The sequence below is a fragment of the Curtobacterium flaccumfaciens pv. betae genome, assembly GCF_026241855.1.
Taxonomy (GTDB): Bacteria; Actinomycetota; Actinomycetes; order Actinomycetales; family Microbacteriaceae; genus Curtobacterium; species Curtobacterium flaccumfaciens.
In genome coordinates, this window is the sequence record NZ_JAPJDC010000001.1 from 3,169,311 (window position 1) to 3,190,547 (window position 21,237).

The 21,237-nt window shown below is 71.4% G+C and carries 19 protein-coding genes; 6 read left to right on the top strand and 13 right to left on the bottom strand.

Annotated features, from left to right (window positions below):
- Nucleotides 1–20: 20 nt before the first annotated feature.
- A complete protein-coding gene (locus tag ORG17_RS14885) occupies nt 21–272 on the bottom strand; it encodes a DUF6458 family protein (protein ID WP_027465939.1) in 252 nt (83 codons plus the stop codon).
- Nucleotides 273–336: 64 nt separating this feature from the next.
- On the bottom strand, nt 337–2,907 hold the full coding sequence (locus ORG17_RS14890; RefSeq protein WP_214527346.1) for a DEAD/DEAH box helicase: 2,571 nt from the start codon (nt 2,905–2,907) through the stop codon (nt 337–339).
- 122 nt (nt 2,908–3,029) lie between these two features.
- Here ORG17_RS14890 and ORG17_RS14895 point away from each other — a divergent pair, with 122 nt between their 5' ends.
- Nucleotides 3,030–4,043, top strand: coding sequence for an LLM class flavin-dependent oxidoreductase (locus ORG17_RS14895; protein ID WP_214527348.1), 1,014 nt, complete (start codon nt 3,030–3,032; stop codon nt 4,041–4,043).
- A 490-nt stretch (nt 4,044–4,533) separates the two neighbouring features.
- On the opposite strand, the gene ORG17_RS14900 is transcribed toward ORG17_RS14895, so the two are convergent.
- On the bottom strand, nt 4,534–7,014 hold the full coding sequence (locus ORG17_RS14900) for a glycoside hydrolase family 3 protein (protein WP_214527350.1): 2,481 nt from the start codon (nt 7,012–7,014) through the stop codon (nt 4,534–4,536).
- A 176-nt stretch (nt 7,015–7,190) separates the two neighbouring features.
- Here ORG17_RS14900 and ORG17_RS14905 point away from each other — a divergent pair, with 176 nt between their 5' ends.
- Nucleotides 7,191–7,781 carry a TetR/AcrR family transcriptional regulator gene (locus tag ORG17_RS14905; protein ID WP_027465935.1) on the top strand — a complete coding sequence of 197 codons (591 nt, stop codon included), beginning with the start codon at nt 7,191–7,193 and terminating at the stop codon, nt 7,779–7,781.
- A 113-nt stretch (nt 7,782–7,894) separates the two neighbouring features.
- On the top strand, nt 7,895–8,758 hold the full coding sequence (locus ORG17_RS14910; RefSeq protein ID WP_173035262.1) for an NAD-dependent epimerase/dehydratase family protein: 864 nt from the start codon (nt 7,895–7,897) through the stop codon (nt 8,756–8,758).
- A gap of 3 nt (nt 8,759–8,761) precedes the next feature.
- On the opposite strand, the gene ORG17_RS14915 is transcribed toward ORG17_RS14910, so the two are convergent.
- On the bottom strand, nt 8,762–10,348 hold the full coding sequence (locus ORG17_RS14915; RefSeq protein WP_372443710.1) for a DUF7059 domain-containing protein: 1,587 nt from the start codon (nt 10,346–10,348) through the stop codon (nt 8,762–8,764).
- Nucleotides 10,345–10,710, bottom strand: coding sequence for an ArsR/SmtB family transcription factor (locus tag ORG17_RS14920; protein WP_111095917.1), 366 nt, complete (start codon nt 10,708–10,710; stop codon nt 10,345–10,347). Before ORG17_RS14920 ends, ORG17_RS14915 begins: the two co-directional genes overlap by 4 nt.
- Nucleotides 10,711–10,813: 103 nt before the next feature.
- On the opposite strand from ORG17_RS14920, the gene ORG17_RS14925 reads away from it, so the two are divergent.
- Nucleotides 10,814–12,070, top strand: coding sequence for an MFS transporter (locus ORG17_RS14925; RefSeq protein ID WP_214527352.1), 1,257 nt, complete (start codon nt 10,814–10,816; stop codon nt 12,068–12,070).
- A 10-nt stretch (nt 12,071–12,080) separates the two neighbouring features.
- Here ORG17_RS14925 and ORG17_RS14930 read toward each other — a convergent pair whose 3' ends face one another.
- A complete protein-coding gene (locus ORG17_RS14930; protein WP_173035268.1) occupies nt 12,081–12,530 on the bottom strand; it encodes a TIGR02611 family protein in 450 nt (149 codons plus the stop codon).
- 130 nt (nt 12,531–12,660) lie between these two features.
- Nucleotides 12,661–12,993, bottom strand: coding sequence for a TraR/DksA family transcriptional regulator (locus tag ORG17_RS14935; protein ID WP_111032690.1), 333 nt, complete (start codon nt 12,991–12,993; stop codon nt 12,661–12,663).
- Between the two features lie 50 nt (nt 12,994–13,043).
- On the opposite strand from ORG17_RS14935, the gene ORG17_RS14940 reads away from it, so the two are divergent.
- The gene (locus tag ORG17_RS14940) at nt 13,044–14,081 is read left to right on the top strand and encodes an LLM class flavin-dependent oxidoreductase (RefSeq protein WP_111235972.1); all 1,038 of its coding nucleotides are present in this window, start codon (nt 13,044–13,046) and stop codon (nt 14,079–14,081) included.
- Nucleotides 14,082–14,136: 55 nt separating this feature from the next.
- On the opposite strand, the gene ORG17_RS14945 is transcribed toward ORG17_RS14940, so the two are convergent.
- Nucleotides 14,137–14,595, bottom strand: coding sequence for an ASCH domain-containing protein (locus ORG17_RS14945; protein ID WP_301565328.1), 459 nt, complete (start codon nt 14,593–14,595; stop codon nt 14,137–14,139).
- A 124-nt stretch (nt 14,596–14,719) separates the two neighbouring features.
- On the opposite strand from ORG17_RS14945, the gene ORG17_RS14950 reads away from it, so the two are divergent.
- Complete coding sequence (locus tag ORG17_RS14950; RefSeq protein ID WP_301565329.1) at nt 14,720–15,166, top strand: DUF2510 domain-containing protein; 447 nt, start codon at nt 14,720–14,722, stop codon at nt 15,164–15,166.
- Nucleotides 15,167–15,311: 145 nt separating this feature from the next.
- On the opposite strand, the gene ORG17_RS14955 is transcribed toward ORG17_RS14950, so the two are convergent.
- The 5 genes from ORG17_RS14955 to recN form a co-directional block, all read right to left on the bottom strand.
- Nucleotides 15,312–16,292, bottom strand: a complete 981-nt coding sequence (locus tag ORG17_RS14955; RefSeq protein ID WP_214527356.1) for a site-specific tyrosine recombinase XerD — start codon at nt 16,290–16,292, stop codon at nt 15,312–15,314.
- 37 nt (nt 16,293–16,329) lie between these two features.
- Nucleotides 16,330–16,929 (bottom strand): DUF1349 domain-containing protein, encoded by a 600-nt coding sequence (locus ORG17_RS14960; RefSeq protein WP_214527358.1) that lies wholly within the window; start codon nt 16,927–16,929, stop codon nt 16,330–16,332.
- On the bottom strand, nt 16,926–17,501 hold the full coding sequence (locus ORG17_RS14965) for an NUDIX domain-containing protein (protein WP_071245128.1): 576 nt from the start codon (nt 17,499–17,501) through the stop codon (nt 16,926–16,928). Before ORG17_RS14965 ends, ORG17_RS14960 begins: the two co-directional genes overlap by 4 nt.
- 160 nt (nt 17,502–17,661) lie before the next feature.
- Nucleotides 17,662–19,377 carry a CTP synthase gene (locus ORG17_RS14970; protein ID WP_111057956.1) on the bottom strand — a complete coding sequence of 572 codons (1,716 nt, stop codon included), beginning with the start codon at nt 19,375–19,377 and terminating at the stop codon, nt 17,662–17,664.
- Nucleotides 19,378–19,541: 164 nt separating this feature from the next.
- On the bottom strand, nt 19,542–21,236 hold the full coding sequence (gene recN / locus ORG17_RS14975; RefSeq protein WP_214527360.1) for a DNA repair protein RecN: 1,695 nt from the start codon (nt 21,234–21,236) through the stop codon (nt 19,542–19,544).
- Nucleotide 21,237: the final 1 nt, after the last annotated feature.

The window sequence follows — 21,237 nt, forward strand, 5'->3', positions numbered from 1 at the left end:
GGGACGACCGAGCTGGGCGGTCAGTAGGTCCCGTCGCGCCGGTCCTGGCGGGTGATCTGCTCCCCCGACGCCGGGTCGACGCCCGAGCGCGTGGTGGTCGTCGTGCGGCGACCACCGAAGGCCACGGCGAGGCTGATGATGAGCAGCACGACACCGGCTGCCATCAGGATGTAGCCGATCAGGCGAAGGTCGATACCGGCGAGCTGGATGTTCAGCGCGAAGGCGACGATCGCGCCGATGACGATCAGGGCGATGCTGGATCCGATGCGCATGACGCAGTCCTCTCGGGTGGGGGTGGTGCCGGAGACGGTACACGTCCGACAACCCCAGCGCCGATCAGTCGACGTCCACCTCGGCCCACCCGTCGAACCGTCCGATCTCGGTGACCCGCACGACGGCCTCGCCGACCTCGTCCGAGGCGTCCAGATCGATCGTCGCCGAGAACCCGAAGTCCTTGTCGCCCTCGGGGTCGGCGAAGATCTGCCGCGCCTTCCAGACCCGGGGTGATGCGGTGGCACCGCTCTCGTCGAGCACCAGGTACTGCATCGAACGTGCGTCGGCATCGGTGCCGATGCTGTCGTGCTCCTCGTAGTACTCCTCGAGCACGTTGTCCCACGCCGACCGGTCGAAGCCGACGGTCGCGTCGAGTTCCCCGAGCCCGTCGATGTCGTCGGCCGCGGCGAGCAGCACCCGCTGGAACAGGGCGTTGCGCACGAGCACCCGGAACGCCCGGGGGTTGCCGGTGAGTCGTGCGGGCTGCGGCGGCGCGATCTCCTCGTGCTCCTCGGAGGCCAGCAGGACGTCGCCGTTGCGCAGCGCCTCCCACTCGTCGACGAGCGAGGAGTCGGTCTGCCGCACGACCTCGCCCAGCCACTCGATCAGGTCGTCGAGCTCCTGGGTCCGCTGTTCCTCGGCGATGGTCTGCCGCATGGTCCGGTACGCGTCGGACAGGTAGCGGAGCACGAGCCCCTCGGAGCGGGTGAGCTGGTAGAAGCGCACGAAGTCGCCGAAGGTCATCGCGCGTTCGTACATGTCACGGACGACGGCCTTCGGGGACAGCTGGAAGTCGAGCACCCAGGGCTGTTCGGCGGCGTACGCCTCGTAGGCGGCGGTCAGCAGCTCGTCGAGCGGCTTCGGCCAGGTGATCTCCTCGAGCAGTTCCATCCGCTCCTCGTACTCGATCCCCTCCTGCTTCATCCGGGCGACGGCCTCGCCACGCTCCTTGAACTGCTGCTGCGACAGGATCGCCCGCGGGTCGTCGAGCGTGGCCTCGACGACCGAGACCATGTCCAACGCATAGGTGGGAGAAGAAGGGTCGAGCAACTCGAACGCGGCGAGCGCGAACGGTGACAGCGGCTGGTTGAGCGCGAAGTTCGGCGCGATGTCGACGGTCAGGCGGTAGGCGCCGTCGACCTTCTCGATCACCCGCGCGTTGATGAGGGTCCGGGCGATGACGAGTGCCCGCCGGGCCATCGCGAGCTGCCGCGAGCGCGGTTCGTGGTTGTCGTAGACCAGCGACCGGACGTCCGCGAAGGCGTCCCCGCCACGGGCGACGACGGACAGCACCATCGCGTGCGTGATCCGCATGCGCGAGACCATCGGCTCCGGCTCGGCCGCGATCAGCCGCTCGAACGACGCCTGACCCCAGGACACGAAGCCCTCGGGCGCCTTCTTCCGCTTGATCTTGTTCTTCTTCTTCGGGTCGTCGCCGGCCTTGGCGACGGCGCGGGCGTTCTCGATGTCGTGCTCGGGTGCCTCGGCGACGACGTCACCCTCGGTGTCGTAGCCGGCACGTCCGGCGCGGCCGGCGATCTGGTGGAACTCCCGCGCGGACAGCTGGCGCATCTTCGTGCCGTCGAACTTCGTCAGCCCGGTGAACAGCACGGACCGGATCGGCACGTTGATCCCGACGCCCAGGGTGTCGGTGCCGCAGATGACGGGCAGCAGGCCGCGCTGGGCGAGCTGCTCGACGAGTCGTCGGTACTTCGGCAGCATGCCGGCGTGGTGCACGCCGATGCCGGCCCGGATCAGGCGCGACAGGGTCTGTCCGAACCCGGCGCTGAAGCGGAAGCCGGCGATGGCGTCGGCGATCTGGTCGCGGCGTTCGCGCGAGGCGACCTTCGCCGACATCAGCGACTGGGCCCGTTCGAGTGCGGCGGCCTGGGCGAAGTGCACGATGTAGATCGGCGCCTTGCCCTCCTCGAGGAGCCGTTCCACCGTCTCCTGCACGGGCGTCATCACGTACTGGTACTCGAGCGGCACGGGTCGCGAGACACCGGTCACGCGGGCGGTGGGCCGACCGGTCCGGCGGGACAGGTCGTCGGCGATGGTGGTGACGTCGCCGAGGGTCGCGGACATGAGCAGGAACTGCGCCCGCTCGAGCACGAGCAGCGGCACCTGCCACGCCCAGCCCCGGTCGGGGTCGCCGTAGAAGTGGAACTCGTCCATCACGACGACGTCCACGTCGGCGTCCGGCCCCTGCCGCAGGGCGAGGTTCGCCAGGATCTCGGCGGTGCAGCAGACGATCGGGGCGTCGGCGTTGACGCTCGAGTCACCGGTGACCATGCCGACGTTCTGCGCACCGAACAGCTCGACGAGCTGGAAGAACTTCTCGGACACCAGCGCCTTGATCGGTGCCGTGTAGTAGCTCCGCTTGCCCTCGGCGAGCGCGGCGAAGTGCGCGCCGGCCGCGACGAGCGACTTGCCGGTGCCGGTCGGCGTGCTCAGCACGACGTTCGCGCCGGACACGAGCTCGATGACCGCTTCGTCCTGCGCCGGGTACAGCGGTCGGCCGCCCTCGGCGGCCCAGGCCGCGAAGGCCTCGTAGACCTCGTCGGGGTCGACGACGCCGTCCACCGCCGCCGGGATCGCGGCGACGAGCGGGGGCACGGTGGTGGCGTCGGTCATGTGCCCATCCTCCCAGGTGCGCATGTGCCGGAAGGGAGGCCCGTGGCGGAGCCGCCACGGGCCTCCCGTCCGTCCCGTCGCCGACTCAGGCGCATTTTGATACGTGCGCATAGACTCGCGACATGCGCGAACTCGGCTTCCTCTCCTTCGTCCCGAACCACGGCGGCACCGACGGCGCCGCCGGCGCCCTGGAGGACGGCCTGCGCCTGTTCGAGACCGCCGAGTCGCTCGGCTACGGGACGGGCTGGGTGCGCGGACGGCACTTCGAGCCGTACCTGACGAGCCCGATGACCTTCTTCGCGGCCGCCGCCCAACGCACCAGCACCATCGCGTTCGGCACCGCCGTGCTCGGCATGCGCTACGAGGACCCGGTACGCCTGGCCGAGGACGCCAGCACGGTCGACCTGCTCAGCGGTGGCCGGGTGCAACTCGGCATCAGCACGGGCATCGCCGGGTACGGCCCGATCCTCGACCCGGTGTTCGGCACGGTCGACCGCAGCTTCCGCGACGAGGCCGAAACCCGCGCCGCACGGCTGCTCGAGGTGCTGCAGGGTGAGCCCCTGGGCAGTGCTGGCAAGGGCTACGAGAGCATCCCCGCCGGGGCCGACCTGACCCTGCAGCCGCTCAGCCCGGGCCTGCGCGACCGAGTGTGGTGGGGCGGCGGCAGCATGGGCACGGCGGTCCGCACGGCCGAGAAGGGCCTCCTGCTGCACTGCTCGACCCTGAACACCGAGGACACCGGTGCCCCGTTCGCCCAGGCGCAGGCCGACCAGATCGTCGCCTACCGCGAGCGGTTCGCCGAGCTGCACCCGCAGCGCGAGTCCAAGGTCGCCGTGGGCCGGATCGTGGTGCCGCTCCTCGACGACCACGACCGCGCCGTGCACGAGGAGTTCCTGACCGGGTACGCCTCCGGGATGGACGACGAGGGCCGGCCGCTCTCGGGTACCCCGCCGTTCCGGTTCAGCAAGGTCGTGTCCGGCGAACCGGCGGCCATCGTCGACGCCCTGCTCGCCGACCCGGCGGTCACCGCCACCGACGAACTGGTCATCACCCTGCCGGCGAACGGCGACCGTGCGGCACACGAGCGGATCCTGCGCATCGTGGCCGAGGAGATCGCCCCGGCACTGCGGGCCTGAGGGCCGGCGCCGCTGGCCCGACCGCCGGCGGCTCCGCCGCCGCACCGCCACCGAGAGTCAAGGGCATCCGGCGGGGCTCTGATCGAGTTGGTGAGGCCCGAGAGCCCGGCCGGATGACCATCTCGTCCCTGATCCGCACGAGATGGTGCACCCATCGTTCCACCTACCGAGCGGTTTGTCACACCGTTCCGCGCACCTGGGACGTAAGAAGTTGACCAAGTGTCACTCGTTTTTCCGAACCGGGACGAAGTGCGGCAACCGGTTCACCGGTGCGCATCGGGGCCGGAACGACGAATGCGTCCCCGCGCGGACGCGGGGACGCATTCTGGGACGCACCGGGGAGGCCAGGGCAACAACGGCCGGATCAGGAGACCGAGTCGCTCACCCAGCGACCCCGTAGTCGGTGCGTGCGCGGACGGTAACCAGCCGACTCGCGCACATAGATGTTACTGAATGGAGTTGGGAGCTGCGCGGAAACCGGACGACTTCGTCACTCCAGTTCGAGGGACGCGGTTCCGGCGTCGTCGGAGACCGAGGCGCCGACGTGCAACGTGAAGGTCCCCGACTCGTACTGCCACGAGCCGTCCCAGTGGGCGAAGGCCCGCGCCGGGACCTCGATCGAGACCTCCGTCGAGGCGCCCGCAGCGAGCCGGACCGGGGCGAACCCGACCAGCCAGCGCACCGGGCGGTCCACCGCCGACTCCGCACGGGACGCGTAGACCTGCACGACGTGCTTGCCGGCGCGGTCACCCGTGTTCGCGACGGTCGCCGTGACGATGACGGCGTCGCCCTCGCGGACGGTCGGGGTCGCGGAGACGCCCTCGATCGACCACGTGGTGTAGCCGAGGCCGTGGCCGAACGGGTACGCCGGCTCCGTGCCGGCGCGGAGCCAGGCCCGGTAACCGACGTGGACACCCTCGTCGTAGGCGACCTTCCCGTCCACCGGGGTGACGTCGAGCACCGGGACGTCGGCCATCGCGACGGGCCACGTGGTGGGCAGGCGGCCTCCGGGCTCCTGCGCCCCCGTCAGCACGTCGGCCAGGGCGTTGCCGTACTCCTGCCCGCCGAACCAGGTCAGCAGCACCGCGGCGACGTCGTTCCGCCAGGGCATCTCGACCGGCGACCCGGCGTTCACGACGACGACCGTGTTCGGGTTCGCCGCGGCGACCGCGCGCACCAGGTCGTCCTGGCGGCCGGGCAGTGCCAGCGAGGAGCGGTCGTAGCCCTCGGACTCGACCTTGGAGTTCGTGCCGACCACGACGACGGCGACGTCCGCACCACGGGCGGCGTCCACCGCGGCCTCGATGAGCACGGCGGGGTCGTCGTCCGACGGCTCGGTGCCGAACTGGTACGCCAGCACCCCGCCGAGCGTCTCGTCCTGCACGATGTCGTACTCGATGCGGATCGCGACCTGCTGGCCGGTGGTCACCGACACCGGCACCGACCGCGCCGGCGGGTTGAGGAACGCGGCACCGAGCTGGTCTCCCTCGAACGGCACGTCCTCGTCGAGCAGCAGTTCGCCGTCGATCCACATGCGTGACCGCCCGGCCGCGCCGATGCCGAACCGCACGGTCCCGGTCGACTCGGCCGTGTAGGTGGTGGTGATGTCGAGCCGGTCGGCTTCGCGGGTCGGGGCGTCGCCGCCGAACCAGAACAGTGCCGTCGCGCGGCGGTCCTCGACGAACAGCTCCTCGCCGTCCTTGACGAAGGCAACCCGGGCTCCGGGCTCCCCGGTGCCGGGGTTCGTGATGGTGGACAGCGGGAACTCCGCGATGCCCTCCTGCACGACGGCGCCGATCGCGTAGTCCACGCTCGCGCCGGGGAAGACCGAACGGATGCCGTCCAGCGGTGACACGACCTGCGACGGCACGACCGTGGCCGAGCCACCGCCCTGTGTGCGGGCCTGGTCGGCGTTGTGGCCGATCACGGCGATGCGTGACACGGCGGGGGCGTCGAGCGGCAGGACACCGGTGTTGCGGACCAGGACCGTGCCCTCGGCCTCCGCCTCGCGCACGAACGCGATGCCGTCCTCGACGTGCACGGGCGACGCGGCGACGGGCTCGAAGCCCTCGAGCGCGCCGACGCGGGCAGCCAGGGTCAGGATCCGGCGGACCTTGCGGTCGATCGCCGCCATCGGCACCTCGCCGGACTGCACGGCGGCGAGCAGCGGGCCCTCGCTCCACCACGGGTTCGGCCCGGGCATCGCGACGTCCTGCGACGCCTTCGCCGAGTCCACCGAACGCACCCCGGTCCAGTCGGACACGACGATGCCGTCGAAGCCCCACTCCGAGTTGAGCGGGGTCTCGAGCAGGTCGTTCTCCGACGCCGTCACGCCGTTGATCGCGTTGTACGACGACATGAGCGCCCAGGCGTGCGCCTCGGTCACGGCCTTCTCGAACGCCAGCAGGTACAGCTCGCGCAGGGCACGGTCCGACACCTCGGTCGACGCGGTGAAGCGGTCGGTCTCGTAGTCGTTCGCGATGTAGTGCTTCGGGGTCGCGGCGACACCGTTCTCCTGCACGCCGTCGACGTACGACGCGGCCAGGTCACCCGTGAGCACCGGGTCCTCGCTGAACGCCTCGAAGTGCCGGCCACCGAGCGGGGACCGGTGCAGGTTGATGGTCGGGCCGAGCACGACGTCGACGCCCTTCCGGCGGGCCTCCACCGCGGCGGCGGCGCCGTAGCGCTTCGCGATCGCGCGGTCCCACGAGGCACTCAGCGCGGTCGCCGACGGCAGGTTCAGGGACGGGTCGCGCTCGTCCCACACCTCGCCGCGCACGCCCGACGGGCCGTCCGACATCAGGATCCGGCGCAGCCCGATCTTCTCGATGGGCCAGGTGGTCCAGAAGTCACGTCCGGTGAGCAGCTGCACCTTCTCGTCGGTGGTCAGCTGGCCGAGGAGCACATCGATGCGCTCGGTCAGCGGCGTCGACGGACTGGAGGCGGTGCTCGCGTCGTTCACGGTGGTCACGGTGGTCGGTCCTCTCGTTCAGGGCCGCGGGGCGCCGCCTGGACGGCCGGGGCCTCGTCGCCCACATCCACCATCCACCGGGTTCGCCGCCCGCGCTGGCAGCTCCTGCACCGTACCACCGAAAACCAACCGTTGCTTGGTTTCTCCGGGTCTCCTGCGGGCGGTACAGTCTGGCCATGGCACGACGGGGTTCGTACGCAAAGGGCATCGCGAAGCGCGAGGAGATCCTCACGGTCGCGCTGGACCTCGTGGCGTCGCAGGGCTTCCGGCGGACGAGCATCAAGGACATCGCCGACGCCGTGGAGCTGACCCAGGCCGGCCTGCTGCACTACTTCGACTCGAAGGACGAGCTCTGGGTCGAGATCCTCCGCCGCCGCGACGAGCTCGACCTCGCGCACGACTGGCAGGCCGCGGACCCGGCAGCACTGCTCGCCGCGATCGTGCGGCACAACGCCGAGGTCCCGGGCCTGGTGCAGATGTTCGTCAACCTGTCCGCCGCGGCCGCCACCGACGCCGAGCACCCGGCGCACGAGTACTTCCGCGAGCGCTACGACCGCAGCCGCCGCGACCTGTCCGCTGACTTCCGGGCCATGCAGCAGGACGGCCGGCTGCGCACCGACATCGACCCCGACGAACTGACCAGCGTCCTGCTCGCGGTGTCCGACGGCATGCAGATCCAGTGGCTCTTCGACCCCACCCGTGACATGGCCGAGCACGTCGAACTCGTCGCCCGCCTCGCGATCGCCCAGGTCACTCCCACTGCCTGACCACCACCCCCGACGCTCCGGGGTACGGACAGGGCCTGGTCGCGTCAGGTGTGGCGGGGCAGGATGGTCGGTGCCCGCCAGGGTGTGTTCCGACGACGATGTGGAGTGACGCGATGACGCGTGTAGTGGTGACCGGTGGCAGCGGCAAGCTCGGACGAGCGGTGGTGCGCGACCTCGATGCGCACGGGTACGACGTGGTCCTGCTCGACCGTGTCCCCTCGCCCGACAAGCCCGAGCGAGTCCCGTTCGTGCGGATCGACCTGACCGACCACGGCCAGGTCCTGAACGCCCTGCTCGGCATCGACGACCGGTACGACCACGTCGACGCCGTCGTGCACCTCGCGGCGGTGCCGGCCCCGGGGCAGGTCCCCGACGTGGCCCTCATCACGAACAACGTGACCTCGTCGATCAACGTCTTCCACGCCGCACGTGCCGCGAAGATCAAGAACGTCGTGTGGGCGTCGAGCGAGACCCTGCTCGGCATCCCGATGGGCGAGCACCACCCGCCCTACCTGCCGGTCGACGAGGAGTTCGCGGTCCGCCCGCAGTCGTCGTACTCCCTCGGCAAGGCGGTCGAGGAGGAGATGGCCCGCCACTTCACCCGCTGGGACCCGGAACTGAAGATGATCGGCCTGCGCTTCTCGAACGTGATGGACGAGACCGACTACCCGGCGTTCCCGTGGGACGCCAGCCCCGAGGCGAAGACGTTCAACCTGTGGTCGTACATCGACTCCCGCGACGGGGCCCAGGCTGTCCGCCGGGCACTCGAGGCCGACCTCACCGGGTTCGAGGCGTTCGTCATCGCGAGCCCCGACACGGTGATGGACACCCCGACGATCGAGCTCGTCGAACGCTTCGTGCCGGACATCGAGCGCCGTGCGGACATCGACGGCGTCAGCTCGCTGCTGTCCTCGGAGAAGGCCCGCGAACTCCTCGGCTACACGCCCGAGCACAGCTGGCGCGACCACCGCGCCTGATCGTCAGGCGGCGGGGACGAGCAGCCCGTCGAGCACCAGGTCGCGCGCCGCCGGCAGCAGGTCGGCGGCGAGCGCCTGCTCGTCCACGCCGGTGATCTGCGCGAGCGCGCCGATGATCGCGGCGACGGACAGGTCGCCGTCGCACGCACCCACGAACGCCGCGAGTGCGGTGTCCGTGTCCACCCGGCGCCCGAGCCCCCCACCCTGCACCAGGGTCATCACGGTGGGGTCGTCGTTGCCCGGCCAGTAGTACCGCTCCTCGGTGACGTCACCGGCCACCGACAGGTGGGCGGCGGCGAGCGCGGCGTCGTCGTGCGCGGCGAGCCAGGCGGCCGCGTCGAGGACGCGGGCGACCGTCGCGCCGAGACCCGCGGGGTTGGAGCCGAGCGTCTCGGGGACGCGCTCGAACCGGCGGAGGCCGGACGGGCCTCCTGGCAGGGGTCGACGCACCACGACGTAGCCGAAGCCGACGCCGGTGACGCGACGGTCCGCGAAGTCGTCGAGCCAGGCGCTCATCAGGGTGTCGAACTCGGCCGTGCCGGGCTTCGTCCCGCCGTCGCGGATCCAGGTCTCGGCGTAGGACGTCGGGTCCTGCCGCTCGCGCTCGATCACCCACACGTCGAGGTCGGTGTCGGCGAACCAGGCGCGCACACGGTCCAGGCCGTCGACGCCCCAGTGGTACTCCCAGTTGCCGAGGAGCTGAGCGGTGCCACCGGGCTCCAGGTGGGCGTCGAGGCCGCGCAGCACCGTCTCGACCAGGGCGTCGCCGACCATGCCGCCGTCGCGGTACTCGTACGACGGGACGCCCTCGCGACGGGGTGTGATGACGAAGGGCGGGTTCGACACGATCCGGTCGAAGCGCTCCCCCGCGACCGGCTCGAACAGCGAGCCGAACCGGAAGTCGATGCCGTCGATGCCGTTGAGCCGGGCGTTGAACCGGGCGATGTCGAGGGCACGGCGCGAGATGTCGGTGGCGACCACCTGGTCGGCGAACCGCCGTGCGTGCATGGCCTGGATGCCGCACCCGGTGCCGAGGTCGAGCACCCGCTCGACCGGGACGGGCACCTGCAGGCCGCTCAGCGTCGTGGTGGCGCCGCCGATGCCGAGGACGTGTTCCTCGCTGATGGCGTGCCCGAGGGCGAGCTCGCCGAGGTCGGAGACGATCCACCAGCTGCCGGCGCCGAGGTCGTCGACGAAGGCGTAGGGGCGCAGGTCGACGGTGGGGTGCACGAGCGCGTCGGCACTGTCGCCTTCGCTGCGCAGTAGGCCCGCGGCGATGACGGCGTCCAGCCCGGCGGTCGGGAACGCCGCGGCGGCCTCGGCCCGCGCCACCGGCAGGCCGAGCACGAACAGCGTCGCCAGGGTGCCGAGCGGCGTGGTCTCGCGGGCGGCGAGCGCGCGGAGCGCGGCGACCCGCGAACCGCGGTGCAGCGATGCGGCGGCCTCGGCGCCCCACAGCGAGTCGAGCCGGTCGACGGTGAAGCCGGCCTCCGTCAGGTCCGCGGCGAGCGCCGTGGTGACGGCAGGGTCCGTGACGATCGACGGCAGCGTGTGCACAGCGTCCGCGCCGGTGCCCGCGCCGGCGCTCACGAGGCGATCCCCTCGCGCAGCAGGGCCGCTGGGACCTGCCATTCGAGCACCAGGTCGAGGAGCCCGGGGAACCGCTGCTGCACGTCCTCGACGCGGACGCGGCTGACGCGGGTCAGGCCCTCCAGGTGCTGCTCGAGCAGGCCGGCCTCGCGCAGGACCCGGAAGTGGTGGGTCAGCGTGGACTTCGGCCGGTCGATGCCGACCCAGCCGCAGCTGCGCTCGCCCCCAGCCGCGTCGACCAGGTAGCGGTGCAGGATCGCGAGCCGGATCGGATCGCTCAGGGCGTCCATCACGACCGGGAGGTCCATCTCGGCCACGGACGGCTGCGGCAGCCGTTCAGGAGCATCGACGTGCGCGGGCATGGACGGGACGCTACCACCGTTCGGCTTGCTGTACGACTTGCGTCGTACTGTTCGAGTGAGGTACGAATGCAGTCGTACTGCACGGAGATGGAAAGGGGTGCGCATGCACCAGTCAGCTCGTTCGGTCGCCGGGTTCTGGATCCTGGCGGCGATGCTCCTGGTCTCGGTCGCGTCGTCGGCCGTGCCGTCGCCCATCTACCCGGTCTACGCAGCCGAGTGGCACCTCACCCCGCTCATGCTCACCGGGGTCTTCGCCATCTACGTCGCCGGCCTGCTGGCGAGTCTGCTCGTCGCGGGTCGCCTGTCCGACCACGTCGGCCGCAAGCCCGTGCTCGTCGTCGGCGGCCTGGGCGTCGCGCTGTCGCTCGGCCTGTTCGCGATGGCGGACGGGGTCGTCGCGCTCATCGTCGACCGGATCGTGCAGGGTGTCTCGGTCGGACTGCTCATCGGGGCCCTCGGTGCGGCCCTCATCGACAACTCCCTCGAACGCCACCCCACCATGGCCGGCGTGCTGAACGGCGTCATCCCGCCGATCGCCCTGGCCACCGGCGCGATGTCGAGCGGCGCGCTGGTGCAGTGGGGTCCGGCGCCGGAGCAACTCGTCTACCTGCTGTTCGGCGCGCTCCTCGTGCTGCTGGTGCTCGCGCTGTTCGTCGTCCCCGAGCAGGTGCAGCGTCGCCCCGGCGCACTCCGCTCCCTGCGCCCGACGATCAGCGTGCCGCGGTCCTCACGTCGGCTGTTCCGCGGTGTCGCCGGCTCGCTCGTCGCCAGCTGGGCCCTCGGCGGCATGTTCCTGTCGCTCGTCCCCTCGGCGCTCGGCACGGTGTTCGGCATCACCAACCACTTCGCCGCCGGTGCGCTCATCGCCGTGGTCACCGGCGTCGGCGCCCTGACCGGCCTGGCCATCCAGCGGATGGACACCCGTCGCGCGGTCCTGCTCGGACTCGTCGCGCTCGTGCTCGGCCCGATCGTCACCGTGTCGTTCGTGTTCGCACACTCCCTGCCGGGCGTGGTCGTCGGCAGCGCGATCGCCGGTGTCGGCTTCGGCGCCGGGTTCCAGGCGCCGCTCCGGATGCTGCTCGCCACCGCCGCCCCGACCCACCGCGCCGGACTGCTCTCGACAATCTACGTCGTCAGCTACCTGGCGTTCGGGGTGCCCTCGGTCATCGGCGGGCTGCTCGAGCCCTCGGTCGGTCTGGTCCCGGTCATCGCCGGGTACGGCGGCTTCATCGTGCTCGCCGCGGTGGTCGCCCTCGTGCTGCAACTGTCGTCGAAGGACGCCGCCGAGGTCGAGGAGCACGCCGCCGAGGTCATCGAGCGCACCGCGACCGGCTCGATCCGGGTTGCCTCCGCCGACTAGTGCCGCCGCGCTAGTGGCCCGGTCGCGCCGAGTTCGCACCGCGAGCGCGCGCACGCACCCCGACCGTCCGCGCCGCACCGGTGTGCGCAGCGTCGACGTCGGCCTTGCCCCGGTCTGCAGCATCCCGCAGGCGCTTCGGCCCGTGCCGCTTGGCCCAGTCCCAGAAGCGGTGCAGCTGCGCCCGGAGCCACGTGATGATCCGGTGGAAGAAGTGGAACTCGCTCGCCAGGACCGTCAGGCCGATGAACACCACGAGCCACCCCGGTCCGGGCAGCGGCACCAGGATCAGCCCGACGATGACGATCAGGCCGCCCACCAGACCGACCAGCACCTTGTAGAGCAGGTGCACGTGCGGCCGCGCGTGGATCCAGGCGCGCAGGCGGTGGAACCACTGGAAGCGCTGGCGCGGCGTGCCGTCGGCCCGGGCGTCGCCGGGTCGGTCGTTCGGGTCGCCGTCCATGCCGAAAACGTAGGGCGCGCGGCTGGGAATCAGCGGCGCACGGGGTGGACGCGGGGTGCGCATGCCGGGAGGCGCGTGGCGGGGACAGCCCGCGCCTCCAGGCCGTCAGGCGGCACCGATCGCGTGCCCCTCACGCGTGCGCGACGCACGTCGCCGCCCACGGGACGGCGGCCAGCCGGGCCTCCGGGATCGGCTCGCCGCCGACCGTGCAGCGACCGTAGGTGCCGTCGTCGAGTCGTACGAGCGCTGCGTCCACCTGGCGGATCCGCAGCTGGGCGCCGTCGCGGACCGCACCGAGCGAGCCGCGTTCCCAGGCCAGGGTCGCGCCCTCCGGGTCGTGCTCGTCGTCGGAGTTCGCATCCTGCCGGGCGTCGCTGACGTCGCGCATGCTCCGCTCGACCTCGGCGAGCAGCCGGACGTTGCGGACGCGTTCGGCCTCGAGCGCGGGGCGGGGGTCATCCATCCCGGACACGGTAGTCGCGGCGGAATGGCCCCGCCTCCGGATGCGTTCGCATGGACATGACGAAGATCGGGTTCCTGTCGTTCGGACACTGGCGTGACGTGCCGGGGTCGAAGGTGCGCAGCGGGCGGGAGGCCCTCGTGCAAGCGATCGACCTCGCGGTCGCAGCCGAGGAAGCCGGCGTCGACGGCGCCTACTTCCGCGTCCACCACTTCGCCCCGCAGCAGGCCGCACCGTTCCCGCTGCTCTCCGCCATCGCCGCGAAGACCAGCCGGATCGAGATCGGCACCGGCGTCATCGACATGCGCTACGAGAACCCGCTCTACATGGCGGAAGAAGCCGCGGCCACCGACCTGATCTCCGGCGGGCGGCTGCAGCTCGGTGTCTCGCGGGGATCACCCGAGACCGCCCTCGCCGGCTACCAGCAGTTCGGCTACGTGCCCGACGCTGCTGACGAGAACGGCGGCGACATGGCCCGTGCGCACACGAACGTGTTCCGCCGCGCGATCGCTGGCGAGCCGATGGCCAACGCCAACCCGCAGATGACCGGGTCGGTCGGGTCCCTGCCGATCTCCCCACTGTCCGACTCGCTCGGCGACCGGATCTGGTGGGGCGCCGGCACCCGAGCGACCGCGGAGTGGACCGCCGAGCAGGGCATGAACCTGATGTCCTCGACCCTGCTGACGGAGGACACCGGTGTGCCGTTCGACCAGCTGCAGGCCGAGCAGATCGAGCGCTTCCGTCGGGTGTGGTCCGAGTCCGGCTGGGACCGCGAACCGCGCGTCTCGGTCTCGCGCAGCATCATCCCGATCATCGACGACGAGTCGCGCCACTACTTCGGCGTGCGCGCGCAGGTCGAGGGGCAGGACCAGGTCGGGCACCTCGATGGCGGGCTGGCCCGGTTCGGCCGGTCCTACATCGGTGAGCCCGAACAGCTCGTCGCGGAGCTCGCGGCCGACCAGGCCGTCCGGGCTGCCGACACCGTGCTCGTCACCGTGCCGAACCAGCTCGGCGTGGACTTCAACGCCCGGCTGCTCGCCGCCGTGAAGGACGTGTTCACCGAGGTCGACGCGGAGCCCGTCCCCGCCTGACCCCGGATCGATCTCGGTCTCGGGCTCGGGCTCGGGCTCGGGCTCAGGCTCGGGCTCAGCCGTTCGGCCAGAGCAGCCGGAACCGCTCGCACACGACCGGCATGTCCGGCGCGAACCCGCGCGGGTTCTCGGAGTGTGCGCGCCAGAATGCCTCGTGCACGGTCCGCCAGTGCTCGAGCGTCCGGTCCCCTTCGCCCTCGGCCCAGGCGTGGTCCGCGCCGACCTGGTCGAACGGCACCACCCGGACCACCGTCGTCTCGATGACGGCACGGGGCGAGCCAGAGCCGTCGGTCACGATGCTCAACTCGTCGGCCGCCGGCAGCGGGTCACCGGTCGCCTCGTAGTCCCAGAGCGACGACGCCGTGCCGACCTTGACCCCGTCGAGCACGAGCTGCAGGAGCGCGTCCGCCTGCTCCGGGGTCGCGCCGAACGACCACGCCTCCGGCACCGCCGTCGGAAGACTCGGACGCTCGCGGCGTCGCGCGGTCCAGAAGTCGTCGAGCGTCGAGGGCACGCCCCGACCGTAGTGCACCGGCCAGGTCCCCCCTTGTGCTGACACCCGGCTGGGGACTGGGGCGAGACCGACCGCGCTCCTAGGCTCGGGAGCGTCGATCCACCCCGCACCTCGAGGAGCAACCGTGACGCTGCCGGCCGCAGGCTGGTTCCCGGACCCGCAGGACGCCCGTCGTCTGCGCTGGTGGGACGGTCGCACCTGGGGCGCAGCCACGCGGGTCCCCGCGGCCGCTGCTGACCCGGTCATGCCGATCGTCGTCGCGCCGGTGGGGCCGTCGTTCTCGGTGCAGACCGCCGCGATCCGGACGGACGCGTGGGCATCGGGCACTGCCGGCGACCGTCGACTCTGCGTGTTCACGGTGCTCGCGGTGCTGCTCGCCGTGGTCTCGGTCGTCGCGAACCCCTGGGGCCTGGCGGGGCTGCTCGGCGTGGCGTGCGGCGTCGTCGGCATCGTCCGTCCCGGAGCCGTCGGTGCATGGGCGGTCCTGGCGCGGAGCGCTTCGGCGAGCGCCCTCGTCGTCGCGGTGACGACGACCGTCATCGCCGCGTCGGCCCAGTTCCACCTGTTCTGAGCAGCGGGAGCCGCCCGCCGCTGTCCGCGGCGCTTCGTGGGCAGAAATGGTCGGGTGCGACGGCGCGACCCGACCATTTCTGCTCACGAAACGCGCCCGTCGCGCACCCGCACGGCCCATGCACCGCACGGCCCGCGCTGCCCTCCTACCGCCGCGCCCGCGGGTGTGCCGTCTGGTAGACGTCACGCAGCATGTCCGCCGTGACCATCGTGTAGATCTGCGTCGTGGCGACACTCGCGTGCCCGAGCAACTCCTGCACCACGCGCACATCGGCACCGCCCTCGAGCAGGTGCGTCGCGAACGAGTGCCGGAACGTGTGCGGTGACACGTGCGCCTCAAGGTCGGCGGCAGCAGCGGCAGCCTGGATCACGAGCCAGGCGCTCTGCCGCGACAACCGCGCTCCACGGGCACCGAGGAACAGCGCGGGCGTCGACGGCCCGCGCGCCGCGAACACCGGCCGTGCGCGCACCAGGTAGGCGTCGATCGCGGCCCGGGCGAAGCTGCCGAGCGGCACGATCCGCTGCTTGTTGCCCTTGCCGGTGACCTTCACGACGGAGAGCTCGCCGTCGGCGTCCGACAGCGTCGTCACGTCGTCGACCGACAGCCCCACCGCCTCGGAGATCCGCGCACCGGTGGCGTAGAGCAGCTCGAGCAGGGCCTTGTCCCGCAGCTGGACGGGGTCGTCGGCGTCGACGGACACCGCCCCGAGCAGCCGTTCCATGTCCTCGACGGGGATCGCCTTCGGCAGCCGCATCGGGGCCTTCGGCGGCCGGACGGCGGTGCCGGGGTCGAGCGGCAGCCAGCCCTCCCCCGCGGCGAAGGCGGTGAACGAGCGCACCGAACTGAGCATCCGCGCGATCGACCGCGGTGCGAGCGGACCTTCCGGTCGGGTGGCCAGGTGTGTCACGAACCCCGAGAAGTCCGCCCGTGCCAACCGTGCCACGTCCAGCAGCGCCGAGGACCCCCCGGCCCGGTCCGCACCGTCCGACTCGACGACCGGAGCGTCCGCCAACCACGACGTGAACACCGCGAGGTCCCGCCGGTACGCGGACAACGTGTGCTGCGAGAGTCCCCGCTCGATCGCGACGTGCCGCAGGTACGTCTCCGCGGCACGGTCGAGGGGCATCACCTGAGCAGGCTAACCGGCGCGGGGCCACCCGCCGTCAGTGCAACGCCTCGTCCGGCGTGCCCACGCGGAACCCGGTGAACGTCACGGTCAGCCCGGCCCGCGTCGGCCCGGCGCACAGCAGCCCCGCGGACACGACGGCGTCCGGGTCGAGGTACGCGACCCGCACCAAGCGGGACTCGTCACCCTCGGCCCACGCCCGGATCGTCACGGCGTCACCATCGCGGCTCGCGCGGACGGTCACCACCCGGCCCGCCCACTCCGGCACGGGCGACACCGACCAGTCCGAGAACCCACGCGTCACCACGGCGCCGAGCTGCGGGGTTCCGTCCGAGAACTCCACGCCGGCCTTGATCCAGGTCTGTTCGTCGACGCGCAGGAACACCCCGGCCTGGTCGAACTGCTCGGTGTAGTCGAGCACGAACGACGCCTCGACCGAGAACGGCCCCTCGGTCGGCTGCAGCAGCGCGTGCTCGGAGTCGTGCACGAACCCGTACGAGGTGGTCCGCCAAGCGTCACTGCCCTCGACCGCGGTGACGCGGAACACGTCGCCGTCGAACTCGGCGGCCTCCGGCTCGTGCGTCCACGTCCCCGTGGCGACCAGCTCGCGCAGCCCGTCGCCCGCGGACCCGCTCACTTGCCGCGCTGTTCGATGGCCTCGACGGCGAGCGTCGCGACGACGAGGGCGGAGTTGTTGAGCCGACCGCCCAGGATCCCCTCGAGCAGCTCTGCCCGCGGGACCCAGCGGGTCACGATGTCGGCTTCTTCCGCCTCGCGCTCGAAGGCGGACTCGGTCGACCGAACGCCGCGCGCCCGGTAGATCTGGATGAACTCGTCGCTGCCACCCGAGGACGTGTTGTAGCGGACCAGGGGCTCCCACGTGTCGGCCTCGAGGTCGGCCTCCTCGCCCAGCTCGCGCTTCGCGGCCGTCAGGTGGTCCTCGCCCTCCATGTCGAGCAGACCGGCGGGCAGCTCCCAGTCGCGCAGCCGCACCGGGTGTCGGTACTGCTGGATGACCAGGACGCGGCCCTCGTCGTCCTCGGCGTACACGGCGACGGCGCCCGTGTGGTCGATGTACTCGCGGACCATCGAGTCACCGTTGTACGCGACGGTGTCGCGGCGCACGTCCCAGACGGCGCCCTCGTACACGACGGTGGATTCGGTGACCTCGAAGGAGGCGGACTCGTCAGCGATCGGTGCGTCTGTCACGTCTCCATCCAAGCACGCGCCCCTGACGCGGCGACAGACGGACGGGAGCGCGCCCCGCTCAGCGGCAACGCGAAGCGTTGCGCGGGGCGCGCCGACCGAGCCTGCGAGGGAGGAGTGCCAGCTGGCACCGCGCCTCCCGTCCGATCGTGGAGACCGGCGCTTACGCGACCTGCTCCTCGGTCTGCGGGTCGAACAGGCTCGACGCCTCGTGGCGCTCGATCGCAGCCGCGACGAGCCCCGCGAACAGCGGGTGCGCATCGGTCGGACGCGAGCGGAGCTCCGGGTGCGCCTGCGTGGCGATGTAGAACGGGTGCACGTCGCGCGGGAGCTCGACGTACTCCACCAGCGTGCCGTCGGGCGACGTGCCCGAGAAGACGAGGCCGGCGTCCGCGATCTGCTCGCGGTACTTGTTGTTCACCTCGTAGCGGTGACGGTGCCGCTCGGAGGCCTCCGGCGCTCCGTACAGCTCCGCCGCCAGCGAGCCTTCGGTGAACGACGCCGGGTACAGGCCCAGGCGCATCGTGCCGCCCAGGTCGCCGCCGGCGATGATCTCGACCTGCTCCGCCATCGTCGCGATGACCGGGGTCGAGGTCTCCGGGTCGAACTCGGTGCTCGACGCGTCGGTCAGACCGACCTCGTGGCGGGCGTACTCGATGACCATGCACTGCAGGCCGAGGCACAGGCCGAGCGTCGGGATGCCCTGCTCACGCGCGAACTTGAGCGCGCCGAGCTTGCCCTCGATGCCGCGCACGCCGAACCCACCGGGGATGCAGATGCCGTCGACGTCGCCGAGCTGCTTCGCCGCGCCCTCGGGCGTGGTGCAGTCGTCGGACACGACCCACTTCAGCGTCACCTTGGCGTCGTGCGCGAAGCCGCCGGCACGGAGCGCCTCGGTGACGGACAGGTAGGCGTCCGGCAGGTCGATGTACTTGCCGACCAGGGCGATCGTGACGGCCTTCTTCGGCTCGTGCACGGCCTTCAGCACCGGGGTCCACGCGGTCCAGTCGACCGGACCGGCGTCGAGCTTGAGCGCATCGACGATGACCTGGTCGAGGCCCTGGTTGTTCAGCAGCGTCGGCAGGTCGTAGATCGAGGGGACGTCCACGGCGTTCACCACGGCGTCCTCGTCGACGTCGCACATCAGCGCGATCTTGCGCTTGTTCGACTCCGACACCGGACGGTCCGACCGCAGCACGAGCGCGTCGGGCTGGATGCCGATCGAGCGGAGCGCGGCGACGGAGTGCTGCGTCGGCTTGGTCTTCTGCTCACCCGAGGCGTTCATGAACGGCACCAGCGAGACGTGCACGAAGAACACGTTGTTGCGGCCGAGCTCGTGCCGCACCTGTCGGGCGGACTCGATGAACGGCTGCGACTCGATGTCGCCGACGGTGCCGCCGACCTCGGTGATGATGACGTCGGGCTGGGGGTCGTTCTGCGCCTGCTCGCGCATCCGGCGCTTGATCTCGTCGGTGATGTGCGGGATGACCTGCACCGTGTCGCCGAGGTACTCGCCGCGACGCTCCTTGGCGATCACCGTCGAGTACACCTGACCGGTCGTGACGTTCGCGGCCTGCGACAGGTTGATGTCGAGGAAGCGCTCGTAGTGCCCGATGTCGAGGTCCGTCTCCGCACCGTCGTCGGTCACGAAGACCTCGCCGTGCTGGAACGGGTTCATGGTGCCCGGGTCCACGTTGAGGTACGGGTCGAGCTTCTGCATGACGACCTTGAGGCCGCGAGCCGTGAGCAGGTTGCCGAGGCTGGCCGCCGTCAGGCCCTTGCCGAGAGACGAGACGACCCCGCCGGTCACGAAGATCTGCTTCGTCACCTTCGGGGTCGAGTTCGAGGAATTGGTACCGCCGCTGAGAGTGTCCGCCACGGGATTCCATCGTACGTCAGAACTGCCGGGAGGCGCGACCTCGGTTCGCCGTGGGCGTTGCGCGGGTGGGTGGCCGGGTCCCCGGGCCGTGGGCGTTGCGCGGGTGGGTGGCCGGGTCCCCGGGCCGTGGCCGGGTCGGCGGGTAGCACCTGCCTGTGCTGTCGTCAGGCCCGCTGGCCGGCCACGTCGAGCAGCTCGCGTGCGTGCTCGATGCCGCTGGCGCTGTCACCGAGTCCGGAGAGCAGCCGTGCCATCTCCTGCAACCGGTCCTCGCCCTCGAGTCGGCGCACGCTCGACGAGGTGACGGCCCCGCTGGCGTCCTTCACGACGTTGAGGTGGTTGTTCGCGAACGCCGCGACCTGGGCCAGGTGCGTGACGACGATGACCTGCGTGCGCTCGGCGAGCTTCGCCAGCCGTCGGCCGATCTCGATCGCCGCCGCCCCACCGACACCCGCGTCGACCTCGTCGAACACGAACGTCGGCACCGTGGTGCTGCCGGCCATGACGACCTCGATCGCGAGCATCACGCGGGACAGCTCACCGCCGGACGCGCCCTTGCCGATCGGCCGGGGGTCGGTGCCGGAGTGCGGCTGGAGCAGAATCGTCACCTGGTCACGGCCGTGTCGGCGGTACTCGCCGGCGTCGGTGACCTCGACCACCAGCGTCGCACCACCCATCGCGAGGGTCTTCAGCTCAGCGGTCACACGCTTCGCCAGGTCGGCCGCAGCCTTGGTGCGCGCCGTGGTGAGCGCAGCGGCGGCGGTCTCGAGCGCCTGCTCGTCCTGCTCGACCGACTGCTGCAACGCCGCGATCCGGTCGTCGTCGCCGTCGAGCTCGAGCAGCCGGTCGCTCGCGCGCTGTCCGTAGGCGATGACGTCGTCCACCGTCTCGCCGTACTTGCGGGTGAGGCCGGCCAGCAGAGCCCGGCGTTCGTTGATGAGTTCGAGGTCGTGCCCGGCCTCGGGTTCCAGGGAACCGAGGTAGCTCGAGATGCTCGCCGAGGCCTCGGCCGCCTGGATCCCGAGTTCCGTGAGCTGCTCGAGCACCGGCTGCAGAGCACTGTCCGACGACACCACGCGCTCCACGGCACGGCGTGCGGACTCGACCAGGCCGACGACGTCGGAGACACCGTCGAGGGACTCGCTGGACAACGCCTCGTGCGCCAGGGCCGCGGACAACCGGAGCTCCTCAAGGTTGCCCAACCGTTCGGCGCGCTCGGCCAGCTCGACGTCCTCGCCGGGCTGCGGGTCGGCGGCCTCGATCTCGTCGGAGGCCGCGCGGATCTGCTCGGCCTCGGCGACCCGGTCGTCCCGGTCGCGGACCAGGACCTCGAGTTCACCGGCGTGCTGCTGCCAGGCGTCGTACGCGGCGACGTACCGGGCGAGTGCCCTCTCGAGCGAGGCTCCCCCGAACCCGTCGAGGGCAGCCCGCTGCGCCGTGGCCGAGGTCAGGCGGATCTGGTCCGACTGCCCGTGCACGGTGACGAGCTGGTCGGCGAGCTCACCGAGCACCGCCACGGGCGCACTGCGACCGCCCACCGTGGCACGGCTGCGCCCCTCGGCGGAGACCGTGCGGGTGAGGATGAGTTCGCCGTCCTCGACGGTGCCGCCGGCGTCCTCGACGCGTTCGGCGACGGCGTCCTGCTCCGGGACGTGCCAGCGACCTTCGACGACGGCGCTCGACGCACCGCGGCGCACCGAACCGGCATCGGCCCGCGCACCGAGCAGCAGCCCGAGCGCCGTCACGATCATGGTCTTGCCCGCACCGGTCTCCCCGGTGACGACAGTGAAGCCCGGCCCGAGTTCGAGCGTGGTCTCACCGATGACACCGAGGTCGCGGATCGCGATCTCCTCGATCATC

Bases quoted from the DNA above. Each gene is read 5' to 3' on its own strand.
- ORG17_RS14925 (WP_214527352.1), top strand. From the start codon at position 10,814: ATGCACCAGTCAGCTCGTTCGGTCGCCGGGTTCTGGATCCTGGCGGCG.
- ORG17_RS14930 (WP_173035268.1), bottom strand. From the start codon at position 12,530: ATGGACGGCGACCCGAACGACCGACCCGGCGACGCCCGGGCCGACGGC.
- recN (WP_214527360.1), bottom strand. From the start codon at position 21,236: ATGATCGAGGAGATCGCGATCCGCGACCTCGGTGTCATCGGTGAGACC.
- ORG17_RS14955 (WP_214527356.1), bottom strand. From the start codon at position 16,292: ATGCCCCTCGACCGTGCCGCGGAGACGTACCTGCGGCACGTCGCGATC.
- ORG17_RS14940 (WP_111235972.1), top strand. From the start codon at position 13,044: ATGGACATGACGAAGATCGGGTTCCTGTCGTTCGGACACTGGCGTGAC.
- ORG17_RS14910 (WP_173035262.1), top strand. From the start codon at position 7,895: ATGACGCGTGTAGTGGTGACCGGTGGCAGCGGCAAGCTCGGACGAGCG.
- ORG17_RS14905 (WP_027465935.1), top strand. From the start codon at position 7,191: ATGGCACGACGGGGTTCGTACGCAAAGGGCATCGCGAAGCGCGAGGAG.
- ORG17_RS14935 (WP_111032690.1), bottom strand. From the start codon at position 12,993: ATGGATGACCCCCGCCCCGCGCTCGAGGCCGAACGCGTCCGCAACGTC.
- ORG17_RS14895 (WP_214527348.1), top strand. From the start codon at position 3,030: ATGCGCGAACTCGGCTTCCTCTCCTTCGTCCCGAACCACGGCGGCACC.
- ORG17_RS14890 (WP_214527346.1), bottom strand. From the start codon at position 2,907: ATGACCGACGCCACCACCGTGCCCCCGCTCGTCGCCGCGATCCCGGCG.
- ORG17_RS14920 (WP_111095917.1), bottom strand. From the start codon at position 10,710: ATGCCCGCGCACGTCGATGCTCCTGAACGGCTGCCGCAGCCGTCCGTG.
- ORG17_RS14885 (WP_027465939.1), bottom strand. From the start codon at position 272: ATGCGCATCGGATCCAGCATCGCCCTGATCGTCATCGGCGCGATCGTC.